25 protein-coding genes are annotated in these 26,153 nt (G+C 70.9%); 16 read left to right on the top strand and 9 right to left on the bottom strand.

Going from position 1 to position 26,153, the window contains the following annotated elements; translation table 11 throughout:
* Position 1: 1 nt before the first annotated feature.
* The 4 genes from CQ393_RS11840 to CQ393_RS11825 are packed head-to-tail and all read left to right on the top strand — an operon-like array spanning position 2 to position 4,738.
* Entirely contained in the window at positions 2-1,399 is a 1,398-nt protein-coding gene (locus CQ393_RS11840; protein WP_153191755.1) for an amidase, read from the top strand.
* Entirely contained in the window at positions 1,396-2,646 is a 1,251-nt protein-coding gene (locus tag CQ393_RS11835; RefSeq protein WP_228114500.1) for a CaiB/BaiF CoA-transferase family protein, read from the top strand. The genes CQ393_RS11840 and CQ393_RS11835 overlap by 4 nt, the downstream gene beginning before the upstream one ends.
* 12 nt (positions 2,647-2,658) lie before the next feature.
* Positions 2,659-3,420 (top strand): hypothetical protein, encoded by a 762-nt coding sequence (locus CQ393_RS11830; RefSeq protein WP_153191753.1) that lies wholly within the window; start codon positions 2,659-2,661, stop codon positions 3,418-3,420.
* A 4-nt stretch (positions 3,421-3,424) separates the two neighbouring features.
* Positions 3,425-4,738 carry an MFS transporter gene (locus CQ393_RS11825; RefSeq protein ID WP_153191752.1) on the top strand — a complete coding sequence of 438 codons (1,314 nt, stop codon included), beginning with the start codon at positions 3,425-3,427 and terminating at the stop codon, positions 4,736-4,738.
* Positions 4,739-4,825: 87 nt separating this feature from the next.
* Here CQ393_RS11825 and CQ393_RS11820 read toward each other — a convergent pair whose 3' ends face one another.
* The 3 genes from CQ393_RS11820 to CQ393_RS11810 all read right to left on the bottom strand — a co-directional run bounded on the left by CQ393_RS11820 (position 4,826) and on the right by CQ393_RS11810 (position 6,376).
* On the bottom strand, positions 4,826-5,287 hold the full coding sequence (locus CQ393_RS11820) for a hypothetical protein (RefSeq protein WP_153191751.1): 462 nt from the start codon (positions 5,285-5,287) through the stop codon (positions 4,826-4,828).
* A 99-nt stretch (positions 5,288-5,386) separates the two neighbouring features.
* A complete protein-coding gene (locus CQ393_RS11815; RefSeq protein WP_153191750.1) occupies positions 5,387-5,866 on the bottom strand; it encodes a tRNA (cytidine(34)-2'-O)-methyltransferase in 480 nt (159 codons plus the stop codon).
* A gap of 114 nt (positions 5,867-5,980) precedes the next feature.
* Complete coding sequence (locus tag CQ393_RS11810; RefSeq protein WP_153191749.1) at positions 5,981-6,376, bottom strand: hypothetical protein; 396 nt, start codon at positions 6,374-6,376, stop codon at positions 5,981-5,983.
* A 459-nt stretch (positions 6,377-6,835) separates the two neighbouring features.
* On the opposite strand from CQ393_RS11810, the gene CQ393_RS11805 reads away from it, so the two are divergent.
* The 3 genes from CQ393_RS11805 to CQ393_RS11795 all read left to right on the top strand — a co-directional run bounded on the left by CQ393_RS11805 (position 6,836) and on the right by CQ393_RS11795 (position 11,458).
* Complete coding sequence (locus CQ393_RS11805; RefSeq protein ID WP_153191748.1) at positions 6,836-9,694, top strand: pitrilysin family protein; 2,859 nt, start codon at positions 6,836-6,838, stop codon at positions 9,692-9,694.
* Between the two features lie 102 nt (positions 9,695-9,796).
* Entirely contained in the window at positions 9,797-10,108 is a 312-nt protein-coding gene (locus CQ393_RS11800) for a DUF4156 domain-containing protein (RefSeq protein WP_153191747.1), read from the top strand.
* A 333-nt stretch (positions 10,109-10,441) separates the two neighbouring features.
* Positions 10,442-11,458, top strand: coding sequence for a 3-oxoacyl-ACP synthase III (locus tag CQ393_RS11795; RefSeq protein WP_153191746.1), 1,017 nt, complete (start codon positions 10,442-10,444; stop codon positions 11,456-11,458).
* Between the two features lie 126 nt (positions 11,459-11,584).
* On the opposite strand, the gene CQ393_RS11790 is transcribed toward CQ393_RS11795, so the two are convergent.
* From CQ393_RS11790 to CQ393_RS11780, 3 genes are all read right to left on the bottom strand, one after another.
* A complete protein-coding gene (locus tag CQ393_RS11790) occupies positions 11,585-11,821 on the bottom strand; it encodes a hypothetical protein (RefSeq protein WP_153191745.1) in 237 nt (78 codons plus the stop codon).
* Positions 11,822-11,931: 110 nt separating this feature from the next.
* Complete coding sequence (locus tag CQ393_RS11785; RefSeq protein WP_153191744.1) at positions 11,932-12,660, bottom strand: UPF0149 family protein; 729 nt, start codon at positions 12,658-12,660, stop codon at positions 11,932-11,934.
* A 155-nt stretch (positions 12,661-12,815) separates the two neighbouring features.
* A complete protein-coding gene (locus CQ393_RS11780) occupies positions 12,816-13,403 on the bottom strand; it encodes a uracil-DNA glycosylase family protein (protein ID WP_228114498.1) in 588 nt (195 codons plus the stop codon).
* 117 nt (positions 13,404-13,520) lie between these two features.
* On the opposite strand from CQ393_RS11780, the gene CQ393_RS11775 reads away from it, so the two are divergent.
* Together CQ393_RS11775 and CQ393_RS11770 are read left to right on the top strand one after the other, a co-directional pair.
* Positions 13,521-14,231, top strand: a complete 711-nt coding sequence (locus CQ393_RS11775) for a hypothetical protein (protein ID WP_153191743.1) — start codon at positions 13,521-13,523, stop codon at positions 14,229-14,231.
* A gap of 130 nt (positions 14,232-14,361) precedes the next feature.
* Positions 14,362-15,252 carry an alpha/beta fold hydrolase gene (locus CQ393_RS11770; RefSeq protein ID WP_194269658.1) on the top strand — a complete coding sequence of 297 codons (891 nt, stop codon included), beginning with the start codon at positions 14,362-14,364 and terminating at the stop codon, positions 15,250-15,252.
* Between the two features lie 238 nt (positions 15,253-15,490).
* Here the strand turns inward: CQ393_RS11770 and CQ393_RS11765 are convergent, their stop codons facing one another.
* Positions 15,491-15,922 carry a YkgJ family cysteine cluster protein gene (locus CQ393_RS11765; RefSeq protein ID WP_153191742.1) on the bottom strand — a complete coding sequence of 144 codons (432 nt, stop codon included), beginning with the start codon at positions 15,920-15,922 and terminating at the stop codon, positions 15,491-15,493.
* A 103-nt stretch (positions 15,923-16,025) separates the two neighbouring features.
* On the opposite strand from CQ393_RS11765, the gene oleC reads away from it, so the two are divergent.
* Complete coding sequence (gene oleC, locus CQ393_RS11760) at positions 16,026-17,669, top strand: olefin beta-lactone synthetase (protein WP_153191741.1); 1,644 nt, start codon at positions 16,026-16,028, stop codon at positions 17,667-17,669.
* 12 nt (positions 17,670-17,681) lie between these two features.
* The gene (locus CQ393_RS11755; protein ID WP_153191740.1) at positions 17,682-19,247 is read left to right on the top strand and encodes a winged helix-turn-helix transcriptional regulator; all 1,566 of its coding nucleotides are present in this window, start codon (positions 17,682-17,684) and stop codon (positions 19,245-19,247) included.
* Here the strand turns inward: CQ393_RS11755 and CQ393_RS11750 are convergent.
* Positions 19,231-20,334 (bottom strand): serine hydrolase, encoded by a 1,104-nt coding sequence (locus tag CQ393_RS11750; RefSeq protein WP_153191739.1) that lies wholly within the window; start codon positions 20,332-20,334, stop codon positions 19,231-19,233. The two genes, CQ393_RS11755 and CQ393_RS11750, sit on opposite strands and share 17 nt — an antisense overlap.
* 173 nt (positions 20,335-20,507) lie before the next feature.
* On the opposite strand from CQ393_RS11750, the gene oleD reads away from it, so the two are divergent.
* The gene (oleD, locus tag CQ393_RS11745; protein WP_153191738.1) at positions 20,508-21,500 is read left to right on the top strand and encodes a 2-alkyl-3-oxoalkanoate reductase; all 993 of its coding nucleotides are present in this window, start codon (positions 20,508-20,510) and stop codon (positions 21,498-21,500) included.
* Between the two features lie 102 nt (positions 21,501-21,602).
* On the top strand, positions 21,603-21,758 hold the full coding sequence (locus CQ393_RS11740; RefSeq protein WP_082443529.1) for a DUF1328 domain-containing protein: 156 nt from the start codon (positions 21,603-21,605) through the stop codon (positions 21,756-21,758).
* Positions 21,759-21,812: 54 nt separating this feature from the next.
* On the opposite strand, the gene ddlA is transcribed toward CQ393_RS11740, so the two are convergent.
* Positions 21,813-22,916: a D-alanine--D-alanine ligase gene (ddlA, locus tag CQ393_RS11735; protein WP_153191737.1), complete on the bottom strand. Its 1,104-nt coding sequence runs from the start codon at positions 22,914-22,916 to the stop codon at positions 21,813-21,815.
* 201 nt (positions 22,917-23,117) lie between these two features.
* On the opposite strand from ddlA, the gene CQ393_RS11730 reads away from it, so the two are divergent.
* From CQ393_RS11730 to CQ393_RS11720, 3 genes are read left to right on the top strand one after another with little or no spacing between them, the layout of a single operon-like run.
* Entirely contained in the window at positions 23,118-23,765 is a 648-nt protein-coding gene (locus CQ393_RS11730; RefSeq protein WP_153191736.1) for an SCP2 sterol-binding domain-containing protein, read from the top strand.
* Positions 23,762-25,429 carry a ubiquinone biosynthesis regulatory protein kinase UbiB gene (gene ubiB / locus CQ393_RS11725; RefSeq protein WP_153191735.1) on the top strand — a complete coding sequence of 556 codons (1,668 nt, stop codon included), beginning with the start codon at positions 23,762-23,764 and terminating at the stop codon, positions 25,427-25,429. The genes CQ393_RS11730 and ubiB overlap by 4 nt, the downstream gene beginning before the upstream one ends.
* A complete protein-coding gene (locus CQ393_RS11720) occupies positions 25,426-26,100 on the top strand; it encodes a Qnr family pentapeptide repeat protein (RefSeq protein WP_153191734.1) in 675 nt (224 codons plus the stop codon). Before ubiB ends, CQ393_RS11720 begins: the two co-directional genes overlap by 4 nt.
* The last annotated feature ends 53 nt before the right edge of the window (positions 26,101-26,153 follow it).

Here is a 26,153-nt window from a genome sequence, read left to right as displayed (position 1 = left end):
CGTGGGCAAGGCCGATGCGCAACTCCTGGGACGCGACCTGACCGCGCAGGCGTCGCTGCTGGCGTCCGGCGCCGTAAGCTGCGTCGAGCTGGTGGGGCAGCAGCTGGCGGCGATCGACGCCAGCCAGGCGGCGATCAACAGCTACCTCCATGTCGATGCGCGCGCCGCGCTCGCCGCCGCAGCCGAGGCGGACGCGCGCCGCCGCGCCGGCAAGGCGCGTGCGCTGGAAGGCCTGCCGGTCGCGGTGAAGGACAACATCGACGTGGCCGGCATGGCCACCACCGCCGGCATGCAGACGCGCCGCGGCGCCGCCCCGGCGCTGGCGGACAGCCCGGCGGTGGCCGGCCTGCGCCGCGCCGGCGCGGTCATCGTCGGCAAGCTCAACATGCACGAAGCGGCGATGGGCGCGGACAACGACAACCCGTTCTACGGCGCCTGCCACAACCCGCATCGCCCCGGCTTCACGCCCGGGGGCTCCAGCGGCGGCAGCGGCGCGGCGGTGGCCGCCGGGCTGTGCGCGGCGGCACTGGGTACCGACACCATGGGCTCGGTGCGCATACCCGCCAGCTATTGCGGCGTGGTCGGCCTGAAGCCGAGCTGGGGCGCGGTCAGCACCCGCGGCACGGTTGCGCTGTGCCGGCGGCTGGACCACGTCGGGCCGCTGGCGCGGTCGGCGCGCGACCTGCGCCTGCTGCTGCCGGCCATGGCCGGCTACGACCCGGATTGCGCGCAGTCGCGCGGCATCGCGTTCGCGCCGCCGCGCGAAGGGCCGCTGCGCATCGGCGTGGTCGATTTCGGCGACGCCGCCGGGATCGACGCTGACGTGCAGGCCGCGTTCGACGAAGGGCTGCACCTGCTGTCCGCGCTCGGCCACCGGCTGCAGCCGCTGCCGGCGCCGGCCTTCGCTTCCGGCTGCGCGCGGCGCGCCGGGCTGCTGCTATGCGAGGCCGAGCTGCTGGTCGAACACGCCGGAGACTGGGCCGGCGACCGCAGCCGCTTCTCGCCGCTGCTGGCCAAGCTGATGGGCTGGGCCGAGGGCCGCAGCGCGGCCGAACTGGCCGCGGCCTCGCAGTTGGTGGACCGCGCCCAGGTCCAGCTGCAGCAGTGGCTGGCGCGATGCGACGTGCTGGCGATGCCGACCGCGCCGCAGCGCGCCTTCGCCTTCGGCACCCCGGTGCCGGCCAGCCAGGCCGACCTCACCGCCTACGCCAACATGTCTGGCCATCCGGCGCTGTCGCTGCCGCTGCCGGTGGCCGCCGGCGAACTGCCGGTGGGCATGCAACTGGTCGCCGGCATCGGCGAGGAATACACCCTGATCGCGCTGGCCGAGGCCTTGCAGCAGGCGATGGCCTGGCAACCGGCGATCCCCGCCGCCTGCGCCGCATGGTGGCCGCGATGAACCTGCTCGACGGCGTACGCGTGCTTGACCTGTCGCGCATCCTGGCCGGGCCGTGGGCCACCCAGGTGCTGGCCGACTTCGGCGCCGAAGTGATCAAGATCGAGCGCCCCGGCATGGGCGACGACACCCGCGGCTGGGGACCGCCGTTCCTGAAGGATGCCGACGGCAACGACACCGCCGAGTCGGCGTATTACCTGTGCGCCAACCGCGGCAAGCGCTCGGTCGCCATCGACTTCACCCGGCCGGAAGGGCAGGCGCTGATCCGCGCGCTGGCCGCGCGCTGCCAAGTGCTGGTGGAGAACTACAAGGTCGGCGGGCTGGCGAAATACGGGCTGGACTACGCCAGCCTGCGCGCGGTCAACCCGGCGCTGGTGTACTGCTCGATCACCGGCTACGGCCAGGACGGGCCGTACGCGCAGCGCGCCGGCTACGACGCGGCGATCCAGGCCGTCGGCGGCCTGATGAGCGTGACCGGCGAGCCGGACGACGCGCCCGGCGGCGGCCCGCAGAAGGTGGGCGTGGCCGCGACCGACCTGATGACCGGCATGTACGCCGCCACCGCGATCCTGGCCGCGCTGCGCCATGCCGAACGCAGCGGCCAGGGCCAGCACATCGACCTGGCGCTGCTGGACACGCAGGTGGCGTGGCTGGCCAACCAGGCCTCGAACTGGCTGGTCGGCGGCGTCGTGCCGGACCGGCAGGGCACCGCGCATCCGAACATCGTGCCGTACCAGGTGATGCCGGCGGCCGACGGCCATTTCATGCTCGCCGTGGGCAACGACGCCCAGTTCGCGCGCCTGTGCGAGGTGATCGGCGAGCCAGGGCTGGCGGCCGATCCGCGTTATGCCAGCAATGCCGCGCGCGTGGCGCACCGCGCCGAACTGGTGCCGCTGCTGCAGCAGCGGTTGCGCACGCGTCCTGCCGCGCAGTGGCTGGACGCGCTGGAGAAGGCGGTGGTGCCGGCCAGCCCGGTCAACCGCATCGACCAGGTATTCGACGACGCGCAGGTGCAGGCGCGCGGCCTGCGCATCGACCTGCCGCACGCCGGCGGCGGCACGGTGCCGATGGTGCGCAATCCGTTGCGCTTCTCGGCCACGCCGTTGCGCTACGCGCAGGCGGCGCCGGTGCTGGGGCAGCACACCGCGCAGGTACTGGACGAAGTGCTCGCGATCGATGGCAGCGCCTTCGCCGTGTTGCAGGCGGCCGGCGTGGTGCAGGCCGCCGTTCCAGCCGACTCCATCCGATAGAGGAGAGACAGAATGAAGCGCATGTTGTTGCCGTTGTTCGCCCTGCTGTGCGGCCTGTCGCTGGCCGCCGGCGTTGCCGCCGAGGAACCGCTGGATGCGCGCCGGATCGTGCAGATGGCCCACGCCGCCGCGGGCGGCGACAGCTGGAAACGCCCGCGCACCCTGCACTTGACCGGGACCGCCGTGCTGTACGCCGACGGCACCGCCGCCAGCCGCAGGGAGGTGTCGCACTACGAGATGTGGCGCGAGTTCCCGGCCTGGAACCAGGCCGCGCATGGCGCCAACGGCAAGTTCCGGCTCGACGCGCGCAATGGCGATGCCACGCTGTACCAGATCAGCTACGACGGCAAGGACACCTGGAACGACAAGGGCAAGGTGGAGCAGGCCGAGGCCTCGCGCGAATGGAGCGAGAACTTCGGCTTCGGCATCATCCGCTTCGCGCTCGACGACGGGTTCGTGCTGACGCGCATGGCCGACGACCAGGTCGAGGGCCGCGCGGCCTGGACGATCCGCGTCGCCGACCCGAGCGGCGCCAGCACGATGTTCTGGATCGACCAGGCCGACCACACCGTGCGCAAGGTCGGTTTCGCCACGCCGCGCGGTTGGCACGAACGCATCTACAGCGACTTCTACATGGTGCCGCAGCCCCGGTTCCAGCAGCCGGGACGGGTACGGCTGTACTACGGCGGCGCGCTGGTCAGCGACATCCGCTGGGCGCACGCGGTGGTGGACGCGCCGATCGCGCACGGCGTGTTCGTGCTGGACGGGCGCTGAGCCGATGACGACGGACGCCGCCCGGCCACGGCAGGGCGCACGTGCCATCGCCGCAGCGGTGGCCGGCACCGTGTTCGAGTGGTTCGATTTCTTCCTCTACGGCTCGCTGGCGGTGGTGTTCGGCCGCCAGTTCTTCCCGCCCGGACACGAGACCGCCGGGCTGCTGTCGGCGCTGGCGGTGTTCGGCGCCGGCTGGGTGGTGCGGCCGCTGGGCGCGCTGGTGTTCGGCCGCCTTGGCGACCGCATCGGCCGCCGCCGCACCTTCCTCATCACCATCGTGCTGATGGGCATCGCCACGGTCGGCATCGGCGTTCTGCCCACCTACGCGAAGGCCGGCCTGCTGGCGCCGGCGCTGCTGGTAGCGTTGCGGCTGCTGCAGGGCATCGCCGTGGGCGGCGAGTTCGGCGGCGCGGCGACCTACGTGGCCGAGCATTCCACGCCGGCGCGGCGCGGGCTCAACACATCGCTGGTGATGGGCACGGGCACCCTGGGACTGTTGCTGGCGCTGGGCACCATCACCGCCTGCCGCGGGGCGCTGGGCGAGGCCGCGTTCGAGCAGTGGGGCTGGCGGCTGCCGTTCCTGGCGTCGGTGCTGCTGCTGGCGCTTTCGGTCTACATGCGCCTGCACCTGGCCGAATCGCCGGCCTTCGAGAAGCTGCAGCGCGAGGGCCGGGTGGCGGCCTCGCCGCTGCGGGAGGCCTTCGGCGACCGCAGGCACGTAAAGGCCATGCTGCTGGCGCTGGCGACCATGACCGCCGCGCAGGGCGTGGTGTGGAACGCGGGCCAGTATTTCCCGCTGGTGTTCCTGCAGAAGCCGCTGGGCCTGGACGTGGGCACGGCGGGCGGCCTGATGATGTGCGCGCTGCTGCTGGCCGCGCCGTTGTTCCCGCTGGCCGGGTGGCTGTCCGACCGCATCGGCCGGCGTCCGGTCATCATCGCCGGTTTCCTGCTGGCCGCCTCCACGCTGCTGCCGGCCTTCCGCCTGCTGGCCGCCAGCGTGCGGCCGGAACTGGCCTGGCTGCCGGCGCTGGCGGTGCTGTGGTGGCTGTCGCTGCCGGTGGCGCTGGTCTGCGGCCCCGCGTCGGCCTATCTGGTGGAACTGTTCCCCACCCGCATCCGCTACAGCGCCATCGGCCTGCCCTATCACCTGGGCAACGGCTGGTTCGGCGGCTTCATGCCGCTGGCCACGGCGGCGGTGAGCGCCCATTACCACAGCGATTTCGCCGGGCTGGTCTACCCGACCGCGATGGCCTTGATCTGCGGCCTGCTGGCGTTGTGGCTGATGCCGGAAACGCGCCTGCAGGACATCGACCGATAGCGGCATCCGCGTCCGCGGGACCGCGGCCATGGCGGCCTGCCGCCACCGGCGGCGGGTCGGTGGCGGAACGGCGATGCCGGCGGACGGTCAGGGCCGGTTTTCGGGTTGGCTGAAGCCGGTCTTGCGCATCGCCTCCATGCTCCGCTCGCGCGCGGCGGCGCGCTCGGCCACGGTCATGCAGATGGTCTGGATGCGGTTGCTGCCGGTCGCCTGCTCGCGGCGGCATACCAGGCGGCTGTCCGCCCTGGCCCTGGCAAGCAGGGTGTTGACCAGCTCCTGGTCGTTCACCACGTCCACCTGCGCGCTCGGGTGCAGGCTGGACAGCACGGCATCGTCGCCGAGCGCGCCGCCGATCCGCGACAGCGCGTTGACGACCTGGGCGCGGTCGCCCTGGCTCAGCTCGCTGTAGGTCTTGTGGTCGGCGAGGTCGGCATGGATGCGCTGGATCTGCGCGGCCGTCGGCAGGCTGGTATCCAGGGCCGGCGCCGCGTGGGCCTGGCCGATGACGGCCAATCCAAGCAGGGCTGCAACAACGGTGGTGCGAAGCATCGGTCTTCCGGTGGTGGGCGCCGGGGGGCGGCGCGGAGTGCGGAGAATACTGCATCGATCCGCGGCGTCCGCCGCATGCGCGCGATCGCATGCGCAGGCTCAGGCGCCGCCGGGAAACCCATGCTGGCGCCACGCCTCGAACACCACCACGGCGACCGAGTTGGACAGGTTGAGGCTGCGGTTGTCCGGCTGCATCGGCAGGCGCAGGCGGTGGCCGGCAGGCAGGGCGTCGAGCCGTTCCTGCGGCAGGCCGCGCGTTTCCGGGCCGAACAGGAAGGCGTCGCCGTCGGCGAAGCGCACCGTGTCGTAGCGCACGCTGGCGCGGGTGCTCATGGCGAACAGGCGGTTGGGCGCGATGCGCGCCAGCGCGGTGTCCAGGTCCGGATGGACCTGCATGCGCGCGTATTCGTGGTAATCCAGGCCGGCCCGCTTGAGCTGCCTGTCATCGAGGTCGAAGCCGAGCGGTTCGATCAGGTGGAGCCGGGCGCCGGTGTTGGCGCAGAGCCGGATCACGTTGCCGGTGTTGGGCGGGATCTCGGGCTGGTACAGCAGTACGTGGAAAACGGGCGGGACGGTCATCGGCGGAGTTTACGCCGCGGCCGTCGCGCTAGGACCTGTCCGCGCCGCTGCGGCCGATGGCGGGGCATGCGCCGTGCGGGTGCGGCGCGGACAGGTCCGGATCGGGACGACGGCTCACTTGGCGACCATCCCGTTGGCGACCTGGCCCAGGGTGTCGGCGGCCAGTTCCGCGGCCAGCGCCTGGACCTGCTGCGCATCCGGGCGGACGGTGATGGCCGGCAGCGAGACCATCCACTGGCCGATGCTGGCGCCGATCGCGACCGGGGTGTGCGCGGCCAGCCGCGAGGCGGCCTGCTCGGCGGCCAGTTCGACGATCTGGCCGGCGGTCGGGCGCACCTGCACCGACGACAGGGTGGGGATGGCGCTGCTGCGCTCGTGTTCGGCCTGGGCCAGCTGGTCGGCCGAAGGACGGACCTGCACGGTTTCCAGGGTGGTGATGTCGGCGGCGTGCGCGGAAGCGGCGAACCCGGCGGCGAGGACGATGGCGATGGCGAAGGACTTGGTGTTCATGGCGGGCCTGTTTGGTGTGTGTGAACGGTGGTGTGGTAGTAAAGTAATACACCAAATCTCGGGATGCAAGGAATTTTTTGCTTTCCTTCAATTTGTTCAGCTTCCAGTCATGAGTCGTTTGATCCTTCGTGGTCGCCGCTGTACACGAAGCAGGATGCGTGCCAAAAATATCTTCATGATTTAAAAGGATATTTTTCCGCCATGGAGTGTCCGCTGTCCGGACACCCCCGTCTGCCGGCCCGTGTCCGCGGACATCGGTGCGGTGTACAGGCGTCTTTCAGTGGGGGGGCGGGGACCAGAAGGACAGGGGCGGCTGCCCGAATGGCGCGCGGTGAACGCGTCGCACCCGCGCAGCGCCTGCGCGGCATGCACCCGGCCCACCCATGACCCATGGCGTATGCCGCCGGATGCGCGCGCGGTTAGGATCGGCGTTCACATTCATTGCTCAAGGAAAGTGGGATGAACGCAGCAGCACCCCGGACCGCCCTTCTCGCCGCCGCGCTCGGCATCGCCCTCGGCGGATTCGCCGGCATGCCGCTGGCCGCCGCGGCGAAAGCCCCGGCCGCCGCGCCGGCGGTGGACATCCCGTTCGAGGAGTTCACCCTGCCCAACGGCCTGCGCGTGGTGGTGCACACCGACCGCAAGGCGCCGATCGTGGCGGTCAACATCTGGTACCACGTCGGCGCCAAGGACGAGCCGTCCGGCCGCACCGGCTTCGCCCACCTGTTCGAGCACCTGATGTTCCAGGGCAGCGAAAACCACCACGGCGAGTTCTTCGAACCCTTCAAGCAGGTCGGCGCCACCGACCAGAACGGCACCACCAACACCGACCGCACCAACTACTTCCAGAACGTGCCCACCACCGCGCTGGACATGGCGCTGTGGATGGAGTCCGACCGCATGGGCCACCTGCTCGGCGCGATCGACCAGGCCGCGCTCGACGAACAGCGCGGCGTGGTGCAGAACGAGAAGCGCCAGGGCGAGAACCAGCCCTATGGCCAGGTGTGGGACAAGCTGACCCGCGCCCTGTACCCGGCCGGCCACCCGTACCACCACGGCGTGATCGGCTCGATGAACGATCTCAACGCCGCCTCGCTGGACGACGTGAAGACCTGGTTCCGCACCTGGTACGGCCCGAACAACGCGGTGCTGGTGCTGGCCGGCGACATCGACGTGGCCACCGCCAAGGAAAAGGTCGCCCGCTATTTCGGCGACATCCCGGCCGGCCCGACCATGGCCCAGCCGAAGGTGGACGTGGCCCGGCGCGCGGCCTCCACCCGCGAGGTGATGACCGACAAGGTGCCGCAGGCGCGCATCTACCGCGCCTGGAACGTGGCCCAGGTCGGCACCGCCGACATCGACCAGCTGCAGCTGCTCTCGCAGGTGCTGGGCGGCGCCAAGTCCTCGCGCCTGGATCAGCGGCTGCTGCACCAGGACAAGCTGGTGGACAACATCGGCACCATGGTCGGCCCGTCGCAGCTGGGTTCGAACTTCGTGATCATGGCCACGGTCAAGCAGGGCGTGGACCCGGCCAGGGTCGAAGCGGTCATCGACGAGGAACTGAAGAAGCTGGTGGCCGACGGCCCGAGTGCCGATGAACTGGCGCGCGCCAAGACCGCGTTCCGCTCCGGCTTCATCCGCGGCATCGAGCGCATCGGCGGTTTCGGCGGCAAGGCCGACGCGCTGGCCGAGTGCGCCGTGTACGAAGGCGACCCGGGCTGCTTCCGCACTTCGCTGGGCAACATCCAGAACGCCAGCGCCGCCGACGTGAAGGCGGCCGGCGCGAAGTGGCTGGGCGTGGGCGACCACACCCTGGTGGTCGAGCCGGGCGAGCGCGTGGCGCTGGAGGAACTGCCCTCGGGCAAGCCGGCGCCGTTCGACGTGCCGGCGGTCGACGCCAAATACCGCGTGCTGCCCTCGCAGGTGGACCGCAGCGCCGGGGTGCCGCAGACGGCGACCTTCCCGGAACTGAAGTTCCCGCAGCTGCAGCGCGCCACGCTGAAGAACGGAACGCGGGTGGTCCTGGCCGAGCGCCACGACATCCCGGTGGTGCAGTTCAGCTACGAGTTCCCGGGCGGCTTCACCGCCGACCAGGGGCGCAAGCCGGGCACCGCCAACTTCACCATGGGCATGCTCGACGAAGGCGCCGGCAAGCTCGGTTCGTTGGCCTTCGCCGACGCGGCCGACGCGCTGGGCGCGCGCATCGGCGCCGGCGCCGCGCTGGACGGCGCCAACGTCTACCTGTCGGCGCTGAAGGAGAACCTGGCGCCGTCGCTGGCCCTGTACGCCGACGTGCTGCGCGCGCCGCGCTTCGACCAGGGCGAGATCGACCGCATCAAGGCCACCTGGATCGCCGGCATCAAGCAGGAGAAGGTCAACCCGAACGCAGTGGCGATGCGGGTGCTGCCGCCGCTGCTGTACGGCAAGGGCCACCCGTACGCGATCCCGTTCACCGGCAGCGGCGACGAGGCGGCGATCCAGGCCCTGGGCCGCGAGGACCTGGTGTCCTTCCACAAGGACTGGGTGCGCCCGGAGAACGCCACCCTGATCGTGGTCGGCGACACCACGCTGAAGGAAATCGTGCCGCTGCTGGAACGCCAGCTCGGCGACTGGAAGGGCGAGGGCGCCGCGCCGAAGGTGGGCGCGCCGTCCGCGGTCGCGCGTCCGGACAAGGCCCGCGTCTACCTGATCGACCAGCCCGGCGCGGTGCAGGCCAACCTGTTCGCCGGCCAGGTCGTGCCCTCGACCATGGACGCCGGCGCGACCCGCTTCGACATCGCCAACGGCGTGCTGGGCGGCGACTTCACCTCGCGCCTGAACATGAACCTGCGCGAGGACAAGCACTGGTCCTACGGCGCCCGTTCCAGCGCCAGCGGCGCGCTGGGGCAGCGGCCGTGGATGGCGATCGCGCCGGTGCAGATCGACAAGACCGGCGATGCGATGAAGGAAATGCAGGCCGAGATCAGCCGCTTCGCCAGCGGCCAGCGTCCGCCGACGGCCGAGGAAGTCGCCCGCATCCGCAACATCCAGACGCTGAGCTTGCCGGGCGCCTACGAGACCGCCTCGGCGGTGATGAACACCATCGGCGGCATCGTGCGCTACCAGCGCCCGGACGACTATGTGTTCAAGCGCAAGGCCGAGATCGAGGCGATGACCCCGGCGCAGGTGACCGAAGCGGCGAAGACGCTGGACCCGTCGAAGCTGACCTGGGTGGTGGTCGGCGACCTCAAGCAGACCGAGGCGCCGGTGCGCGCGCTGGGGCTGGGCGAGGTGATCGTCATCGACGGCGACGGCAACCCGCTGCCGGCCGGCAAGTGATGTAGTACCTTCGCGGCCCGCTCCACCGCGGGCGGGCCGCGAATCATCATCGATTCATCCCGGCACGGCACAATCCGTTCCGATCCCAACAAGGACCTGTCCATGCGCGCTCTGATCCTCACCGCCCTGATTGCCAGCACGGCCGCCTGCACCTGGGTGCCGATCGAAAGCGGCGGCAAGGCGGTGCGCGTGCTGCCGGCCGGCCCGGTGGCGCCGGGCTGCGTGGCCAAGGGCGAGATCGTGGTCTCGGTCAAGAACAAGGTCGGCTTCTACAACCGCAATCCGCTGCGCGTGCAGGAAGAACTGGAAACCTTGGCGCGCAACGAGGCCCCCAGCGCCGGCGCCAACGCGATCCAGGCCCTGGCGCCGCCGGCGGACGGCAGCCAGCGCTACAGCGCATGGCAGTGCCGCTGACGGCCCTGCGCACCGGCACCGGTCTTCGGCGACCTCGCGCCGCCTGACGAAGGTCCGTGAACGCGACGCGCAACGACGCGCCGGCATGGCGTGCGCGCGCTGCCGAAGCGGCGCGGCTCTTCCCCGGATCGAACGCTCCGCCGCTTCGCTGCCCGTTGACCGGAGGCTTTCCAGCAACGCTCCGGCGGGCGCAACGCCTCGCCGGCCAAGGCTTTGCGCAGGTGGCGCGCCGGTCCGGTGTCCATACGCAGTGGCCGGAAACCGTTAAAGATGCGTCAAGGGGATGCAGCCGCTAGAATGGCGCCCCCTTCGCCTGAGTCCTGGCGCCTTCCGATGCCTTTCCAGAATGTCTCGATCGCGGGACTGGCGCATGTCGACGCGCCGCACACCCTGACCTCCAAGGAAATCAACGAGCGGCTGCAGCCGACGCTGGAACGTCTGGGCATCCGCGCCGACATGCTGGGCGATGTCGCCGGCATCCACGCGCGCCGCCTGTGGGACCAGGGTACCCAGGCCTCGGACGCGGCCACCATGGCCGGGCGCAAGGCGCTGGAAGATGCCGGCGTGTCCGCCGACCGCATCGGCCTGCTGGTCAACACCTCGGTCAGCCGCGACTACCTGGAGCCGTCCACCGCCTCCATCGTCTCGGGCAACCTGGGCATCGGCGACGACTGCGTCACCTTCGACATCGCCAACGCCTGCCTGGCCTTCATCAACGGCATGGACGTGGCCGCGCGCATGATCGAGCGCGGCGACATCGACTACGCGCTGATCGTCGACGGCGAAAGCTCCAACCTGGTCTATGAAAAGACCCTGGAGCGCATGATGGCGCCGGACGTCACCGCCCAGCAGCTGCGCGACGAGTTCGCCGCGCTGACCACCGGCTCGGGCGCCGCCGCCATGGTGCTGGCGCGCGCCGAGCTGGTGCCCGACGCGCCGCGCTACAAGGGCGGCGTGACCCGCGCGGCCAACCAGTGGAACAAGCTGTGCGTGGGCAACCTGGACCGCATGGTCACCGACACCCGCCTGCTGCTGATCGAAGGCATCAAGCTGGCCACCAAGACCTTCGAGGCCACCCGCCAGGCGCTGGGCTGGGCGGTGGACGAGATCGACCAGTTCGTCATCCACCAGGTCAGCCAGCCGCACACCAACGCCTTCATCAAGGCCTTCGGCATCGACCCGAAGAAGGTGATGACCATCTTCGGCGAGCACGGCAACGTCGGCCCGGCCTCGGTGCCGATCGTGCTGAGCAAGCTGCGCCAGCTGGGCAAGCTCAAGAAGGGCGACCGCGTCGCGCTGATGGGGATTGGTTCGGGCCTGAACTGCACCATGGCCGAGGTGGTCTGGTAAGCCAGGGCACTCGATCCCGGTAACAACGCAGAACGCCCGCGGGTTTTCCCGCGGGCGTTCTGCATCTGGCCTGCACGACCGCCAGTTCGAAGCGGCGCGCGCAGCCCGCGGCGGCGGTCGCTCTGCTCAGGGTGTACCCGCGTCAGCGTCGAGGCGTTCCCGTCCAGCACCCGGTGCATCGCCGCGCGGCTGGTACGCATGCGCGCCGATGCCCGCCTGCTTCATCGCCTCGGCCAGCTGCCATGCGGTCACGCGCTTGGCGGCGATGGCATTGGGGGAGCACTTCCGGATGCCATCGGTATCGCCGGGCAATCGTTCGGAATTGCCACGTCGTGCCGTGCAGGTACGGGGATTGCCCCGCACGGGCTTGCCGGGGAGGGTGCGTGCCGGGCGAGCCCGGCACCCATGGGAAATTCAGCGTCGGGCGCTTAACCCCGGCCCATGGCGCCGGGTGACGGAGCCGACGGCCCCGCTCAGTTCAGCCCGCAGCACTTCTTGTATTTCTTCCCGCTGCCGCAGGGGCAGTCGTCGTTGCGGCCCGGTTCCGCTTCACGGCGGATCGGCACGCGCGGGGTCAGGACGTCGATGCGATGGTGGTTGAGGTCGGCCAGCATCGCCGGCAGCTCCATGGTGATGTCCAGGCGTTCGCGGTAGGTGACCTTGGCCGGTGGCGCCTCGGGATTCTCGGGGTCGATCCGTTCGCCGCTGGCCAGCTGGTCGAGCAGGTCGAAGATCTCCTCGATCCACTCGTGTTCGTCCAGCCACTTGTCCCATTCGGCTTCATGCAGCATGACCGCGGTGAAGAAGCCCAGCGCCCAGTCGCGGCCGACATCGAGCTCGGATTCGGCCTGGGCCTCCTCGTCCTGCTCCGGGTCTTCCGGCAGCCACATCAGCGGCGCGAGGTGATCGGGCAGGTCCTCGCCCTCGAACCGCGCCCGTGCGGCGCACATGTTCCAGTGGCCCATCAGCAGCTGCTGGACCTGGAGGGCTTCGTCCTCGTCGTTCCAGCGCGGCGGCTGGCCGCCCCAGACCTGCGGCTGCCATTGGCCGGGCGGTGCCGCCACCGGCGCTACCACCAAGGCCGAGAGGAAGCCGTCCAGCGCTTCGAGATTGAGACCCTTGAACGGCACCGCGCGCTGCTCGAGCAGGCTGGACAGCCGTTCGATCTGGTTGTCGTCGAGGAAAGGAGGAGGCGTGGACATGGCGGCCGCTGTCGTGGGGTGGGCGTGCATGGTAGTCGCTGCGGGTCCGGATCCCGCATCCGGGCCGACCGCAGCGGATCGGGCTGGCGGTTGCATTCTTCCGCTTCTGCGGCATCCGGTACCGACCGTTTGGGGGATCGCGCTGTTCCGCAGGTTCAGCCGGCCAGCGCGTCGGCCACCCGCGCGCGCAATACCGGCAGCAACTCGCTTTCGAACCACGGGTTGCGCGCCAGCCACAGCCGGTTGCGCGGGCTGGGGTGGGGCAGCGGCAGTACGCCGCGCTGCAGGTGCTGTTGCCAGGCCTGCACGGTCTCGGTGAGCGTGCGCCCTCGCCGGTCGCCGAGCAGGCCGGCCTGCGCGTACTGGCCGATCGCCAGGGTCAGGCGCAGCTGTTCCAGTCGTGGCAGCAGCTGCGGATGCCAGGTGGGGGCGCATTCGGGGCGTGGCGGCAGGTCGCCGTTGCCGCCGGTGCCGGGGAAGCAGAAGCCCATCGGCACGATGGCGACCCTGGCGGCGTCATAGAACGCCGGCCTGTCCATCCCCAGCCAGTCGCGCAGGCGCTCGCCGCTGGGATCGTTGAAGGGAATGCCGGTCTCGTGCACCTTGCGCCCGGGCGCCTGGCTGACGATCAGCAGGCGCGCGCGTGGCGAGGCCTGCAGCACCGGCCGGCAGCCCAGCGGCAGCTGCGCCTGGCACAGCCGGCAGGCGCGGATGCGTGCCATCAGGGCGTCGAAATCGTGCATCTCCCGCCTCCTTCCCATATGCCGGAACCGCCGCGCGGCCGGCATGCGTGTGCCTGGATTATGCTCGGACCGCGGAGCGGGCATGCCGGCTCCGCTATCGAGCCATCAGGGGGTGTCATGGAAAGCAGGGAAAACGACAAGGCCGTTGCGGGGGAGAAGGGCGATCCGCCGGCAAGGCAGGGCATGGTCCGGCGCGCGCTGGGCTGGTACTGGGGGCAGCGCGACAGCGCGAGCAAGGGCGAGCCGGTCAAGCGCACGCTGGTGGCGCTGGCCCTGCTCGCCGTAGGCGTGGCGGGCAGCGAGGCCTATGGCCATGTGCGCGACAGGTTCCGCGCTCCGGACGCGTACCTGGTACGCATGAAGGAAGACCAGGACGCCGCGTTCAAGAAACTGCAGGACAGCCTCGGCGCGCTCGGCAGTTCGGTGGACGGCGGCGGACGCGCGGCGCTGGCCAAAGTGAAGGGGGCGGTCGGGGAGATGAAGGCCATGAACGCGGGGCTGTTCGCCCAGCTGGCGCTGGCCAGGCAGGAGAACCAGCGGCTGTCGCAGGTGGCCGGCCGGCAGGCGGGTGTCCAGGGCGGCTACGACGTCATCCTGTCCGAGAACACCGGCATGGCGCTGGATGCGTCGTCGGTGCTGGGCGTGCAGACGATCCATTCCAGCAGCGCCCAGGTCAGCGTCAGCGCGGGCGGGCAGGACGACCAGACCCGCTGGCTGAAAAGCGGGGATTCCATCGCCTACCAGGGCGCGGGCGGGCAGCGCTGCCGCGTGATCCTGCTGTCGATCGGGTCCGCCTCGTCGGCCTCGTTCAAGACGAGCTGCGGCTGACCGGCGCGCCCGAACTGGTCAATCCGGCGGTTTGGCACGACAATCTTGCGCGCCCGCAAGGGGCCATCCGTCCATCGTCCGCCGCCGGCAGCGTCCGCGGCGGACGTATCCGATCCAGACAGGGCCGCGCTTGAACTTTCCCGGTTACCCCACCACCACCCACCGTTTCCAGGTCCGCCCGGGCCTGTCGATGAACTACATCGACGCAGGCCCGCGCGATGGCGAGGTGGTCGTCATGCTGCACGGCAATCCGTCGTGGAGCTATCTGTGGCGGCACCTGGTCAACGGCCTGAGTGACAGGTACCGCTGCATCGTGCCGGACCACATAGGCATGGGCTTGTCCGACAAGCCGGACGACAGCCGCTACGACTACACCCTGCAGTCGCGCGTGGACGATGTCACCGCGCTGCTCGACCACCTCGGCATCACCGGGCCGGTCACGCTGGCGGTGCACGACTGGGGCGGCATGATCGGCTTCGGCTGGGCGTTGTCGCACAACGCGCAGGTCAAGCGGCTGGTCATCACCAATACCGCCGCGTTTCCGCTGCCGACGGAGAAGCCGATGCCGTGGCAGATCGCCATGGGCCGGCACTGGACGCCGGGCGAATGGTTCATCCGCACGTTCAACGCGTTCTCGGCGGGCGCCTCGTGGCTGGGCGTTTCGCGCCGCATGCCGGCCGACGTGCGCCGCGCCTACGTGGCGCCGTACGACAGCTGGGACAACCGCATCGCCACCATCCGCTTCATGCAGGACATCCCGCTGTCGCCCGCCGACAAGGCCTGGCCGCTGCTGGAGCGCGCCGCCGCGGCGCTGCCGTCCTTCGCCGACCGCCCGGCGTTCATCGCCTGGGGCCTGCGCGACATCTGCTTCGACCACCATTTCCTGGCCGGCTTTCGCAGGGCGCTGCCGCAGGCCGAGGTGATGGCCTTCGAGGACGCCAACCACTACGTGCTGGAAGACAAGCACGAGGTGATCGTGCCGGCGGTACGGGCGTTCCTGGAGCGCAACCCGATCGGCTGACCATCGGCGTGCCCACGCTCCCGTAGGAGCGACTTCAGTCGCGATGGGACTTCCCGGGAAAGCCTCATCGCGACTGAAGTTGCTCCTACGATGCGAAGGCTTGACGCCGTGTGCGACCAACGAAGGGCCCCCTTGAGTCAAGGGGCGCGCGCCGGCAGGCGCGGGGGATGTGGGGAACGATGAGCCGGACCCACGATTTGCGTGGCAAACCTTGGGGCGGCGCAGCGCGGATCCGCGCTTACGCCGCGACAGGCGTGTTCGGTGGAGACGACGGGCTGTTGCCGCTGTCGTCCGGGTGGTCGTCGTCGTTGTCCGCGTCGTCGCGCCAGCGCCAGTCGGCCACGGTGAGCGGCGCCATGCCATGGGCGATGCGCGCGCGGTCGCACTGCGAACTGGCCTTGCCGTACTCCCACGACGCATCGACCTCGCGGCACACGCTGGGCCGGTTGGGATGGATGCTGCAGCGCGAGTACACGCCGATTTCCGAGTCCAGCGCCACGCAGCGGATCGGGTCCGAATAGGTGCCGCGCATGCACAGGCGGTGCGCGTCCAGGCGCTCGGTCAGCGCGTGCGGCACGCCGCCTTCGGTGACCTCGTCCGATTCCATCCAGTGGAAGGCGACGCGGTACTGGGTGCAGCAGGCGCCGCAGGTCAGGCAGGGATGGAGCATGGCGGCCGGCCTTCGGGCGGCGGGATGGGCAGGGGGAAGGCGGAAAATTTTCCACGCGCCCGGGCCGCGCGCAAGAATTTTCTTCAGCGGCGACAATAGAAAGATGAACGAACCGTGCAACATCGCCGCGTGCCTGCCGCAACTGGCGCGCGAACGGCCCGACCAGGTCGCCATCCGCTGCCCGGGCCGGCCCGGTGCCGGCGGCATGGCCGCCTACGACGTCACCCTGGACTACCGCAGCCTGGACGCGCGCAGCGATGCCATCGCCGCCGGCCTGTCCGCCCACGGCATCGGCCGCGGCGTGCGCACGGTGGTGATGGTGCGCCCGGGGCCGGAGTTCTTCCTGCTGATGTTCGCCCTGTTCAAGAGCGGCGCGGTGCCGGTGCTGGTCGATCCGGGCATCGACAGGCGCGCGCTGCGCCAGTGCCTGGACGAGGCGCAGCCGCAGGCCTTCGTCGGCATCGGGCTGGCGCACGTGGCGCGGCTGCTGCTGGGCTGGGCGAAGTCGGCCACGCGGCTGGTCACCGTCGGTACCCGCTGGGGCTGGGGCGGTACCACGCTGGCGAAGCTCGAGGCCGCCGGGGCCGGCGCCGGCAGCCAGCTGGCCGATACCGCGCCCGACGACGTGGCCGCGATCCTGTTCACCAGCGGTTCGACGGGTGTGCCCAAGGGCGTGGTCTACCGCCACCGCCATTTCGTCGGCCAGGTCGAGCTGCTGCGCAACGCCTTCGGCATGGAGGCCGGCGGCGTGGACCTGCCGACCTTCCCGCCGTTCGCGCTGTTCGACCCGGCGCTGGGCCTGACCAGCGTGATCCCGGACATGGACCCGACCCGGCCGGGCAGCGCCGACCCGCGCCGGCTGCACGACGCCATCGCCCGCTTCGGCGTGACCCAGCTGTTCGGCTCGCCGGCGCTGATGCGGGTGCTGGCCGAGCATGGCCAGCCGCTGCCGACGGTGACGCGCGTGACCTCGGCCGGCGCGCCGGTGCCGCCGCAGGTGGTGGCAAAGATGCGCGAACTGCTGCCCGAGCACGCGCAGTTCTGGACGCCCTACGGCGCCACCGAATGCCTGCCGGTGGCGGTGATCGAAGGCCGTGAACTGCAGGAAACCCGCCAAGCCACCGAAGCCGGCGCCGGTACCTGCGTCGGCCACGTGGTGGCGCCGAACGTGGTGCGCATCATCGCCATCGACGACGCGCCGATCGTCGACTGGAGCGGCGCTCGCGAACTGCCCGCCGGCCAGGTGGGCGAGATCACCGTGGCCGGCCCCACCGCCACCGATAGCTACTACAACCGCCCGCAGGCCACCGCCGCGGCGAAGATCCGCGAAACCCTGGCCGATGGTAGCGAGCGCATCGTGCACCGCATGGGCGACGTCGGCTGGTTCGACGAACAGGGCCGGCTGTGGTTCTGCGGGCGCAAGACCCAGCGCGTGGAAACCGCCGCCGGGCCGCTGTACACCGAACAGGCCGAGCCGGTGTTCAACACCGTGCCGGGCGTGCGCCGCACCGCGCTGGTCGGCGTCGGCGAGTCCGGCAGGCAGGTGCCGGTGCTCTGCTACGAGCTGCTGCCCGGCGCCGATGCGGCGACGGTCGAGTCGCAGCTGCGCGCGCTGGCCGCGCGCCATCCGCACCTGGCCGGCATCGGCCATTACCTGCGCCACCCCGCCTTCCCGGTCGACATCCGCCACAACGCCAAGATCGGCCGCGAGAAACTGGCGGCCTGGGCGCAGGACAGGCTCGGCTGAGGCCGCCAGGCGATGGACGAGCGCTACCAGCTGGACGACCTGCTGATCGACGTGCGGCGCCAGCGGGTCGAGCGTGCCGGCGTGGCGCTGGACGTGCGCGGGCTGAGCTTCCGCCTGCTGCATTACCTGGTGCAGCAGGGGCAGCGCGTGGTCGGCTTCGACGAGCTGATCGCGCAGGTCTGGGCGCCGGCGCTAGTCAACGAGGAAACCGTGACCCAGCGCGTGCGCCTGTTGCGGCAGTCGCTGGACGACGATCCGCGGCAGCCGCGCTACCTGCGCTCGGTACGTGGGCAGGGTTACCAACTGTGCGTGCCGGTGCATGCGGTCGAGACGACCGGGCCGGCCGCACCGGCGTTGCCGCGGTGGCGCCGCGGCCTCCGCATCGCCCTTGCCGTCGCGCTGGCGGCCGGCGCCGTGGTCGCGTGGCGGTCGTGGCGTTCCCGGCAACCGCCTCCGGTCCCGCCCCTGCTGCAGCGCGCCGACCACTATGCCGGCATCGGCCAGCGCGACAACAACGAGCGCGCGATCGTGCTGTACCGGCAGCGCCTGCAGGAGGCGCCGGACGATCCGGACGCCACGCTGGGATTGAGCCGCGCCTATAGTGCCCGCGCCTGCCAGTACGACGGCAGCGCCGAGGACGCGATGCAGGCGCAGCGGTTGGCGGCGCGGATGGTGTCGGCGCGGCCGCAGTGGGCGGCCGCGCATGCCGCGCTGGGTTACGCCCTGGACTGCCGCGGCGAGATGGCGCAGGCGCTGGCGGCCTACGAGCAGGCGGTGCGGCGCGATCCCGGCGCCGATGCGGCGCGCGGCTCGGCCGCCTACCTCTATGAACGCCAGGGGCGTCTGGTCGAGGCGCTGGAAGCCAACCTCCAGGTCCGCGACCCTGCCAAGGTGCGTTTCCTGCCCATCCAGATAGCGGGCAACCTCAATCTGCTGGGCTATGCGGCTGCCGCCGAAGCGCGCTACCGGGACAGCTTCCGGCTGTACCCGGACAGCGTGTTCTCCAACCTGGCCTGGCCGCGGTTCCTGTTCGTGCACGGCCGCCGGGACGAGGCGCAGGCGGCGCTGGACGAGGCCCTGCGCCGTGGCGCCGGGCATGCCGGGCTGCATCTGCTGCAGGCCGAGCTGGCGCTGGCACGGGGCGAAACCGGCCTAGCGCGCGAGGCCAGCCTGCAGGCGCTGCGCCTGCGTCCGCAGGGCAGCCTGGCGCAGACGATCGCCTGGGTTTCGGGGGCGCAGCCGTTACCGGCGCCGGCCGCGCTGCGAAGCCGGGCCGGTGGGCTGCTCGAGGGCGTGGCGCGCGGCACCGATCTGCTGGACGGCCTGGATGCGGCGTTGCTGCTGATGGCCGCGGGCGAACCCGAGGCGGCGCTGGCGGCGCTGGAGCGCGCGCGCCTGGCCGGTTACCGCGATGCCGCCTACCTTCGCGCCTCGCCGCTGCTGGCCCCGCTGCGGGCGCGGCCGGGTTTCGACGCGTCGCTGGAACGCATCGAAGCCGACCTGGCCGCGCAGCGCGCACAGGTGCGCGGAAAAGGGCTGCTGCCGGACGAGACGGGCACGGTCAGGGCAATGCCTTGAGCACGTAGTCGGCGAACACACCCTGCGATTGCGCATGCGCCTGCCGCTGGTTGTAGGCGCGGCGGGTGATCACGGCCACCAGCCGCTCTTCCGGCAGCACGAACACATAGTTGCCGCCGTTGCCGGACATGGCCCATACGCCGCGCTCCACGCCGCGTACCGGGAAGCGGAAGCGCCACATCTGGTAGCCATAGTCCGCATCCTCGCGTGCCTGCGCGTGGACCGTGGTCATCGCCGCCACCCAGGTGGCCGGCAGCACCTGCCGCCCCTGCCAGCGGCCGTGATCGAGGATCAACTGGCCGAGCTTGGCCAGGTCGCGGCTGCGGTAGCGGGTGCCGCCGCCGCCCATGCCCGTGCCTTCCGAGGCGCGGCCCCACTGCGAGCGCACGATGCCCAGCGGCCGCTCCAGTGCCTGCGCGGCGAAATCCTCCAGCCGCTGCCCGCTGGCTTTCTCCACCGCCGCCCCGAGCATGAAGGCGTTCGCGGTGCAGTAGGCGAAGGCGCGGCCATGGGGGCTTTCCTGCGGCCGCCGCGTCCACGGCGCATAGCCCCTGGCCGGCAGGTCCAGCGCGAACTGCACCCAGTCGGCGCTCACGTACATGCGTTCCTCGTTGCCGGCCGAGAACACGTTGTCGTCGTCGCATTCCCATTGCGCGCTCATCGTCAGCAGGTCCTCGATGGTGGTCGCTTCCTTGGCGGGGCCGGGGTTCTGCCAGTGGCGGTCGCCGAACAGGTCGTACAGGCGGGCCTGCGTACCGGTGATCTTTCCGCGGGCGATGGCCGCGCCGACCAGCAGCGCGGTCACGCTCTTGGTCGCCGAACGGGTGTCCTGCAGCGTGTCGCGGTCGCTGCCGCCGAAATAGCGCTCGTAGACCAGCGCGCCATCGCGGACGAGCAGCACGCTGGTGGTTTCCGGGGCCTGGCCGTCGGCGATGGCGCGCGCCATCGCCTCCAGGGTTTCGACGTGCCAGCCGGTGGCGGCCGGATCGGCCACCTTCCAGCCATCGTCGAGGGCAGCCGGTGCCGGGGCGGCGAGGGCGGCAGGGGCGGTGGCCAACAGCAGGGACAACAGGATCAGGCGTTTCATGGCGGCTCCTCGGGTCGGGGCCTGCGAGTACAGCCAGGCCCCGGCTGAAGTGCCTGATGGGACGATGAAGAATTATGAAGGCCAATGCGATCAATGGCTTGCGGCCGGGTCGTCGCCAGCGCCGGGCACTGCCGCTATCGTGTGCGGCTTTCCGGCAGTGGCGCGGTATCGCGATGAAGATCCTGGTGACGGGCGGCGGTGGGTTCCTCGGGCAGGCGCTGTGCCGCGGGCTGGTCGAGCGCGGACACGAGGTGCTCAGCTTCAACCGCGGCCACTACCCGGCGCTGGCCGCGCTGGGCGTGGGCCAGATCCGTGGCGACCTGGCCGACGCCAACGCCGTGCGCCATGCCGCCGCCGGCGCCGATGCGGTGTTCCACAACGCCGCCAAGGCTGGTGCGTGGGGCAGCTACGACAGCTATTTCCAGGCCAACGTGGTGGGCACCCGCAACGTGCTGGCGGCCTGCCGCGCGCACGGCATCGGCCGGCTGGTCCATACCTCCACGCCCAGCGTGACCCACCGCGCCACCCACCCGGTGGAAGGGCTGGGCGCGGACGAGGTGCCCTACGGCGAGGACTTCCAGGCGCCCTACGCCGCCACCAAGGCCATCGCCGAACAGGAAGTGCTGGCCGCCAACGGGCCGGAGCTGGCCACGGTGGCGCTGCGCCCGCGGCTGATCTGGGGGCCGGGCGACAACCAGCTGGTGCCGCGCCTGGCCGAGCGCGCCCGCGCCGGGCGCCTGCGCCTGGTCGGCGACGGCCTGAACAAGGTGGACACGACCTACATCGACAACGCCGCGCAGGCGCACTTCGACGCGTTCGACCACCTGGTGGCGGGCGCGGCCTGCGCCGGCAGGGCCTACTTCATCTCCAACGGCGAACCGCTGCCGATGCGCGAACTGCTCAACAGGCTGCTCGCGGCGATGGGCGCGCCGGCGGTGGAGAAGTCGATCTCCTTCAAGGCCGCGTACCGTATCGGCGCGGTCTGCGAGAAGTTGTGGCCGCTGCTGCGCCTGCGCGGCGAGCCGCCGATGACGCGCTTCCTCGCCGAACAGCTGTGCACGCCGCACTGGTATTCGATGGAGCCTGCGCGGCGCGACTTCGGCTATGTGCCGAAGGTGTCGATCGAGGAAGGACTGCGCCGCCTGCGCGCCAGCGTGCAGGGCTGAGCCGCGCCGGCGCCCATCATCTGGCGATCACTTCCCCGTCACCATCCCGCCACCGCGGTTTGCCGAGGATGGAGCCCGAGTTCTCACACAAGGGAGATCCCAATGCTCCATTACGCCATCGTCTTCTTCGTCATCGCCATCATCGCCGCGCTGCTGGGCTTCTCCGGCATCGCAGGCGCCGCCAGCAACATCGCCTGGATCCTGTTCGTGGTGTTCCTGATCCTGGCGGTGATCTCGCTGTTCCGCAGGAAGGGATGACGCACGCCGGAGCCGGTGGGCGCATCGCGCCGCCGGCTCCGGCGGTCCGGCCGGTCAGCCGCCGGTGATCGAACTGCGCAGCGCCTTGTCGGCGGCATGGCGTTCCAGCGCCAGTTCCACCAGGCGGGTGATCAGCGCGGTGTAGTCCAGGCCGCTGGCGCCCCACAGCTTGGGATACATGCTGATGCGGGTGAAACCGGGCAGGGTGTTGATCTCGTTGATGACCACCTCGCCCGCCGGAGTGAGGAACACATCCACGCGCGCCATGCCGGCGCAGTCCAGCGCCTGGTAGGCGGCGATGGCGATCCGGCGGATGCGCTCCTGCGCCTCAGCCGGGATGTCGGCCGGGATCACCGTCTCGGCGCCGTTGGCGCTGATGTACTTGGTGTCGTAGGCATAGAAATCGTCGTGCACCACCACCTCGCCGCAGACGCTGGCCTCGGGATGGTCGTTGCCCAGCACGGCGCACTCGATCTCCCGTCCGACGATGGCCGATTCCACCAGCACCTTGTGGTCGAAGGACAGCGCCAGCGCCATCGCCGTGCGGAACTCGTCGGCATCGCGCACCTTGCTCACGCCCACCGACGAGCCCTGGTTGGCCGGCTTGACGAACAGTGGCGTGCCCAGCTGCGCGACCAGCGCGTCGTAGTCGGCCGCGGCCGCGGTGGCGCGGTTGAAGCAGACGCACGGCGCCACCGGCAGGCCGGCATCGCGCAGCAGGCGCTTGGCCACGTCCTTGTCCATCGCCACCGCCGAGCCGAGCACGCCGGAGCCGACGAAGGGCAGGTTGGCCATGCGCAGCAGGCCCTGCAGCGAGCCGTCCTCGCCCAGCGTGCCGTGCACGATCGGGAACACCACGTCGATCTGCGCCAGCGCCGTTGCCGGGTCGCTGGGCACCAGCTGCGCCTGCTCGCGGCCGGGCAGCACCGCCAGCGCGTTGCCGGAGCGGTTGAGCGCGATCTTCGCCGGGTCGCCGGGGTTGAGCAGGAACTGCTGCGGATCGCTCAGGTGCCAATGGCCCTGCTTGTCGATGCCGATCAGGCTGACGTCGAAGCGCTCCTTGTCCAATGCATCGAGGATGTTCTTCGCCGACTGCAGCGAGACCTCGTGCTCGGCCGAACGACCGCCGAAGATGATGCCGACCCGGGTCTTGCCCATTGCCTGTTGCTCCTGCCGATTGCATTGATGCGGGTGTGCATAGCATGGGGGAACGGCCGGGAATGGGGAACAGGGAACGGGGAGGAGGGTTTGCCGGATGCTCTGCGCGTTCACCTGCCTGCCCGGACACACGGTGACCTCCGGCAAACGGGAATCCATCCTTCCCCATTCCCGCATCCCCGCTTCGGTAGAATGCCGCGCATGCCTGCTTCCCCCTTCAAGTTCATCAAGCCGCTGGCCGGCCGCGCGCTGGAAATGGCGCTGAACCGCGCGCTGGCGCTGGACCCCGACACCCGCGCCGCGCTGGCGCCGCTGGACGGCCAGCGCATCGCCCTGACCCTGGAATCGCCGTCGCTGGCGCTGCAGATCGGGGTCGACGGCCAGCGCCTGACGGTCGGTCCGGTGGACGCCGCGCAGGAACCGGACCTGGCCGTGCGCAGCACGCTGGGCGGGGTGCTGGCGCAGCTGCCGTTCCTGGCCAACGCGCGCCGCAGCCCGGGCGCGGCGCCGGCCGGGCGGGTGAAGGTGTCCGGCGACGCCGAACTGGCGCGGCGCCTGCAGCAGCTGGCCACGCGCTTCGACCCGGACTGGCAGCAGCCGTTCGTGGCGGTGTTCGGCGAGGTGCTGGGCGTGCAGGTCGCGCAGACCCTGCGCGCGGCGCTGGCGCAGGCCCGCCGCAGCGCCACCGACCTGGCGCAGACCGCGGCCGAATACGTGACAGAGGAATCGCGCGACGTGGTGCCGCGCGCCGAGCTGGACGCCTTCCACGACGACGTCGACGCGATCCGCGACGACGTCGAGCGCCTGGCCGCGCGCGTGGCGCGCCTGCGCAGCGGAGGCCGGGCATGAAGGCGACCCGCGCGATGTTCCGCGCCAGCCGCATCGGCCGGGTGATGCTGCGCTACCGGCTCGACGACCTGTTCGACGGCACGCCGGCCGAGCGCTGGCTGCGCATCGCCCGGCCGTTCGTGCCGCGCGCGCGCGGCGACGTCGCCTCGCTGCCGCGCGGCGCGCGCCTGCGCCTGGCGCTGCAGGAACTGGGGCCGATCTTCGTCAAGTTCGGGCAGATCCTGTCCACCCGCCGCGACCTAGTGCCGCCGGACGTGGCGGTCGAGCTGACCCTGCTGCAGGACCGGGTCAAGCCATTCGACGGCGAACGCGCGCGGCAGATCGTCGAACAGGCGCTGGGCCTGCCGGTCAGCGCCGCGTTCGTCAGCTTCGACACCGCGCCGCTGGCCTCGGCCTCGATCGCGCAGGTACACGCGGCCACGCTGCACGATGGCCGCCAGGTGGTGGTCAAGGTGCTGCGCCCGGACATCGAGCGGCAGATCGACGCCGACATCGCCCTGCTCAGGTCGCTGGCCGCGCTGGTCGAACGCACCCACCCGCGCGCGGACAAGATCCGCCCGCGCGAGGTGGTGGCCGAGATCGAGACCACCCTGGCCGCCGAACTGGACCTGCAGCGCGAAGGCGCCAACGCCAGCGTGCTGCGCCGTTTCTGGCAGGACTCCGACGACCTCTACGTGCCCGAGGTGATCTGGACCCACACCGCCGAGCGCGCGCTGACCCTGGAGCGGGTCTGGGGCATTCCCTCGGACGACATCGCCGCGCTGGACGCGGCCGGCATCGACCGCCGCGCGCTGGCCGCCAAGGGCGTGCGCGTGTTCTACACGCAGGTGTTCCGCGACAACTTCTTCCACGCCGACGCGCACGCCGGCAACATCTGGGTCGATACCGACCCGGCGCGCCGCGACAACCCGCGCTTCATCGCGCTGGACTTCGGCATCATGGGCCAGCTCTCGGAAGAGGACCAGTACTACCTGGCCGAGAACTTCATGGCCATCTTCAACCGCGACTACCGCCGCATCGCCGAACTGCACGTGCAGGCGCGCTGGATGCCGGCCACGGTGCGCATCGACGACCTGGAGGCGGCGGTGCGCGCGGTGTGCGAGCCGTACTTCACCCGGCCGCTGTCGCAGATCTCGCTGGCCGAGGTGCTGCTCAAGCTGTTCCGCACCGCGCAGCGCTACCAGCTGACCCTGCAGCCGCAGCTGATCCTGCTGCAGAAGACCCTGCTCAACATCGAGGGCGTCGGCCGCCAGCTCGACCCGCAGCTCGACATCTGGGCGGTGGCCAGGCCGGTGCTCGAACGCATCCTGCGCGAGCGCTACAGCCCGCGCCGCGCGTTGAAGGAACTGCGCCGGCGGCTGCCGGAAATCATGACCCGCACGCCGGACATGCCGGTGCTGGTGCATGCCTGGCTGCGCCAGCAGGTCGAAGGCCAGCACGCGCTGTCGATGCGTTCGCAGGACATCGTCAACCTCGACCAGACGCTGCGGCGCATGCAGCGGCGCGTGGTCACCGCGGTGGCCGGCGCCGGCCTGCTGGTGGTGGCCGCGCTGCTGCACGGCCTGCACGCCGGCGGCCCGCAATGGGCGTCGGTGCCGCTGTGGTCGTGGATCAGCGGCGGCGCGGGCGCGCTGGCGCTGGCGTCGGCATGGCTGCGGCGATGAGCGGCGGGGCCACCGCGGCACCGACGATCGTCAGCGACGAACGGATCGACAGGGACCGCTTCACCGGCGCCAAGGTCGCCAATACGCATTTCCGCAACTGCGATTTCTCCGGCGCCGACCTGACCGGCGCCGCGTTCGTGAACTGCGTCTTCTACGATGTCGACACCCAGGCCGGCTGCCGCTTCAACGGCGCGCAGCTCAAGGAAGCCAGCTTCCGCCAGTGCGACCTGAGCATGTGCGGGTTCGCGTTCGCCAAGGCGCTGGGGCTGGAGATCGCCGAATGCAGGGCGCAGGGCGCGGATTTCTCCAATGCCAGCTTCATGAACCAGATCACCGCGCGCACCTGGTTCTGCAGCGCCTTCATCACCCAGTCCAACTTCAGCTACGCCGATTTCTCCGGGGTGACGCTGGAGAAGTGCGAGCTGTGGGAGAACCGCTGGGTCGGCGCCAACGTGGCGGGCGCGAACTTCAGCGGGTCGGACCTGTCCGGCGGGGACTTCTCGTCGCTGGACTGGCGCTCGGCCGATTTCACCCACTGCGATCTGACCGGTTCGGAGCTGGGCGAGCTGGACCTGCGCGTGGTCGATCTGCAAGGCGCCAGCCTCGACACCCTGCAGGTCGCGCAGCTGATGCTGCGCATGGGCATCACGGTCGAACCGCTGAAATCCTGACACCCGCGTGCCCTACCGCCCCGCTGCCGCGGGGCTCCCACGAACAGGGCCGC

This window comes from Stenotrophomonas sp. MYb238 (assembly GCF_009496535.1).
GTDB lineage: Bacteria > Pseudomonadota > Gammaproteobacteria > Xanthomonadales > Xanthomonadaceae > Stenotrophomonas.
The sequence above is the reverse complement of the archived record's forward strand: the minus strand, read 5'-3'. Positions and strand labels throughout refer to the sequence as shown.

Coding starts and splice junctions, on each gene's coding strand:
- CQ393_RS11835 (WP_228114500.1), top strand. CDS start 1,396: ATGAACCTGCTCGACGGCGTACGCGTGCTTGACCTGTCGCGCATCCTG.
- CQ393_RS11820 (WP_153191751.1), bottom strand. CDS start 5,287: ATGCTTCGCACCACCGTTGTTGCAGCCCTGCTTGGATTGGCCGTCATC.
- oleC (WP_153191741.1), top strand. CDS start 16,026: ATGAACGAACCGTGCAACATCGCCGCGTGCCTGCCGCAACTGGCGCGC.
- CQ393_RS11765 (WP_153191742.1), bottom strand. CDS start 15,922: ATGCTCCATCCCTGCCTGACCTGCGGCGCCTGCTGCACCCAGTACCGC.
- CQ393_RS11800 (WP_153191747.1), top strand. CDS start 9,797: ATGCGCGCTCTGATCCTCACCGCCCTGATTGCCAGCACGGCCGCCTGC.
- CQ393_RS11795 (WP_153191746.1), top strand. CDS start 10,442: ATGCCTTTCCAGAATGTCTCGATCGCGGGACTGGCGCATGTCGACGCG.
- CQ393_RS11720 (WP_153191734.1), top strand. CDS start 25,426: ATGAGCGGCGGGGCCACCGCGGCACCGACGATCGTCAGCGACGAACGG.
- CQ393_RS11825 (WP_153191752.1), top strand. CDS start 3,425: ATGACGACGGACGCCGCCCGGCCACGGCAGGGCGCACGTGCCATCGCC.
- CQ393_RS11775 (WP_153191743.1), top strand. CDS start 13,521: ATGGAAAGCAGGGAAAACGACAAGGCCGTTGCGGGGGAGAAGGGCGAT.
- ddlA (WP_153191737.1), bottom strand. CDS start 22,916: ATGGGCAAGACCCGGGTCGGCATCATCTTCGGCGGTCGTTCGGCCGAG.
- CQ393_RS11750 (WP_153191739.1), bottom strand. CDS start 20,334: ATGAAACGCCTGATCCTGTTGTCCCTGCTGTTGGCCACCGCCCCTGCC.
- oleD (WP_153191738.1), top strand. CDS start 20,508: ATGAAGATCCTGGTGACGGGCGGCGGTGGGTTCCTCGGGCAGGCGCTG.
- ubiB (WP_153191735.1), top strand. CDS start 23,762: ATGAAGGCGACCCGCGCGATGTTCCGCGCCAGCCGCATCGGCCGGGTG.
- CQ393_RS11815 (WP_153191750.1), bottom strand. CDS start 5,866: ATGACCGTCCCGCCCGTTTTCCACGTACTGCTGTACCAGCCCGAGATC.
- CQ393_RS11755 (WP_153191740.1), top strand. CDS start 17,682: ATGGACGAGCGCTACCAGCTGGACGACCTGCTGATCGACGTGCGGCGC.
- CQ393_RS11730 (WP_153191736.1), top strand. CDS start 23,118: ATGCCTGCTTCCCCCTTCAAGTTCATCAAGCCGCTGGCCGGCCGCGCG.
- CQ393_RS11780 (WP_228114498.1), bottom strand. CDS start 13,403: ATGCACGATTTCGACGCCCTGATGGCACGCATCCGCGCCTGCCGGCTG.
- CQ393_RS11805 (WP_153191748.1), top strand. CDS start 6,836: ATGAACGCAGCAGCACCCCGGACCGCCCTTCTCGCCGCCGCGCTCGGC.
- CQ393_RS11740 (WP_082443529.1), top strand. CDS start 21,603: ATGCTCCATTACGCCATCGTCTTCTTCGTCATCGCCATCATCGCCGCG.
- CQ393_RS11810 (WP_153191749.1), bottom strand. CDS start 6,376: ATGAACACCAAGTCCTTCGCCATCGCCATCGTCCTCGCCGCCGGGTTC.
- CQ393_RS11785 (WP_153191744.1), bottom strand. CDS start 12,660: ATGTCCACGCCTCCTCCTTTCCTCGACGACAACCAGATCGAACGGCTG.
- CQ393_RS11830 (WP_153191753.1), top strand. CDS start 2,659: ATGAAGCGCATGTTGTTGCCGTTGTTCGCCCTGCTGTGCGGCCTGTCG.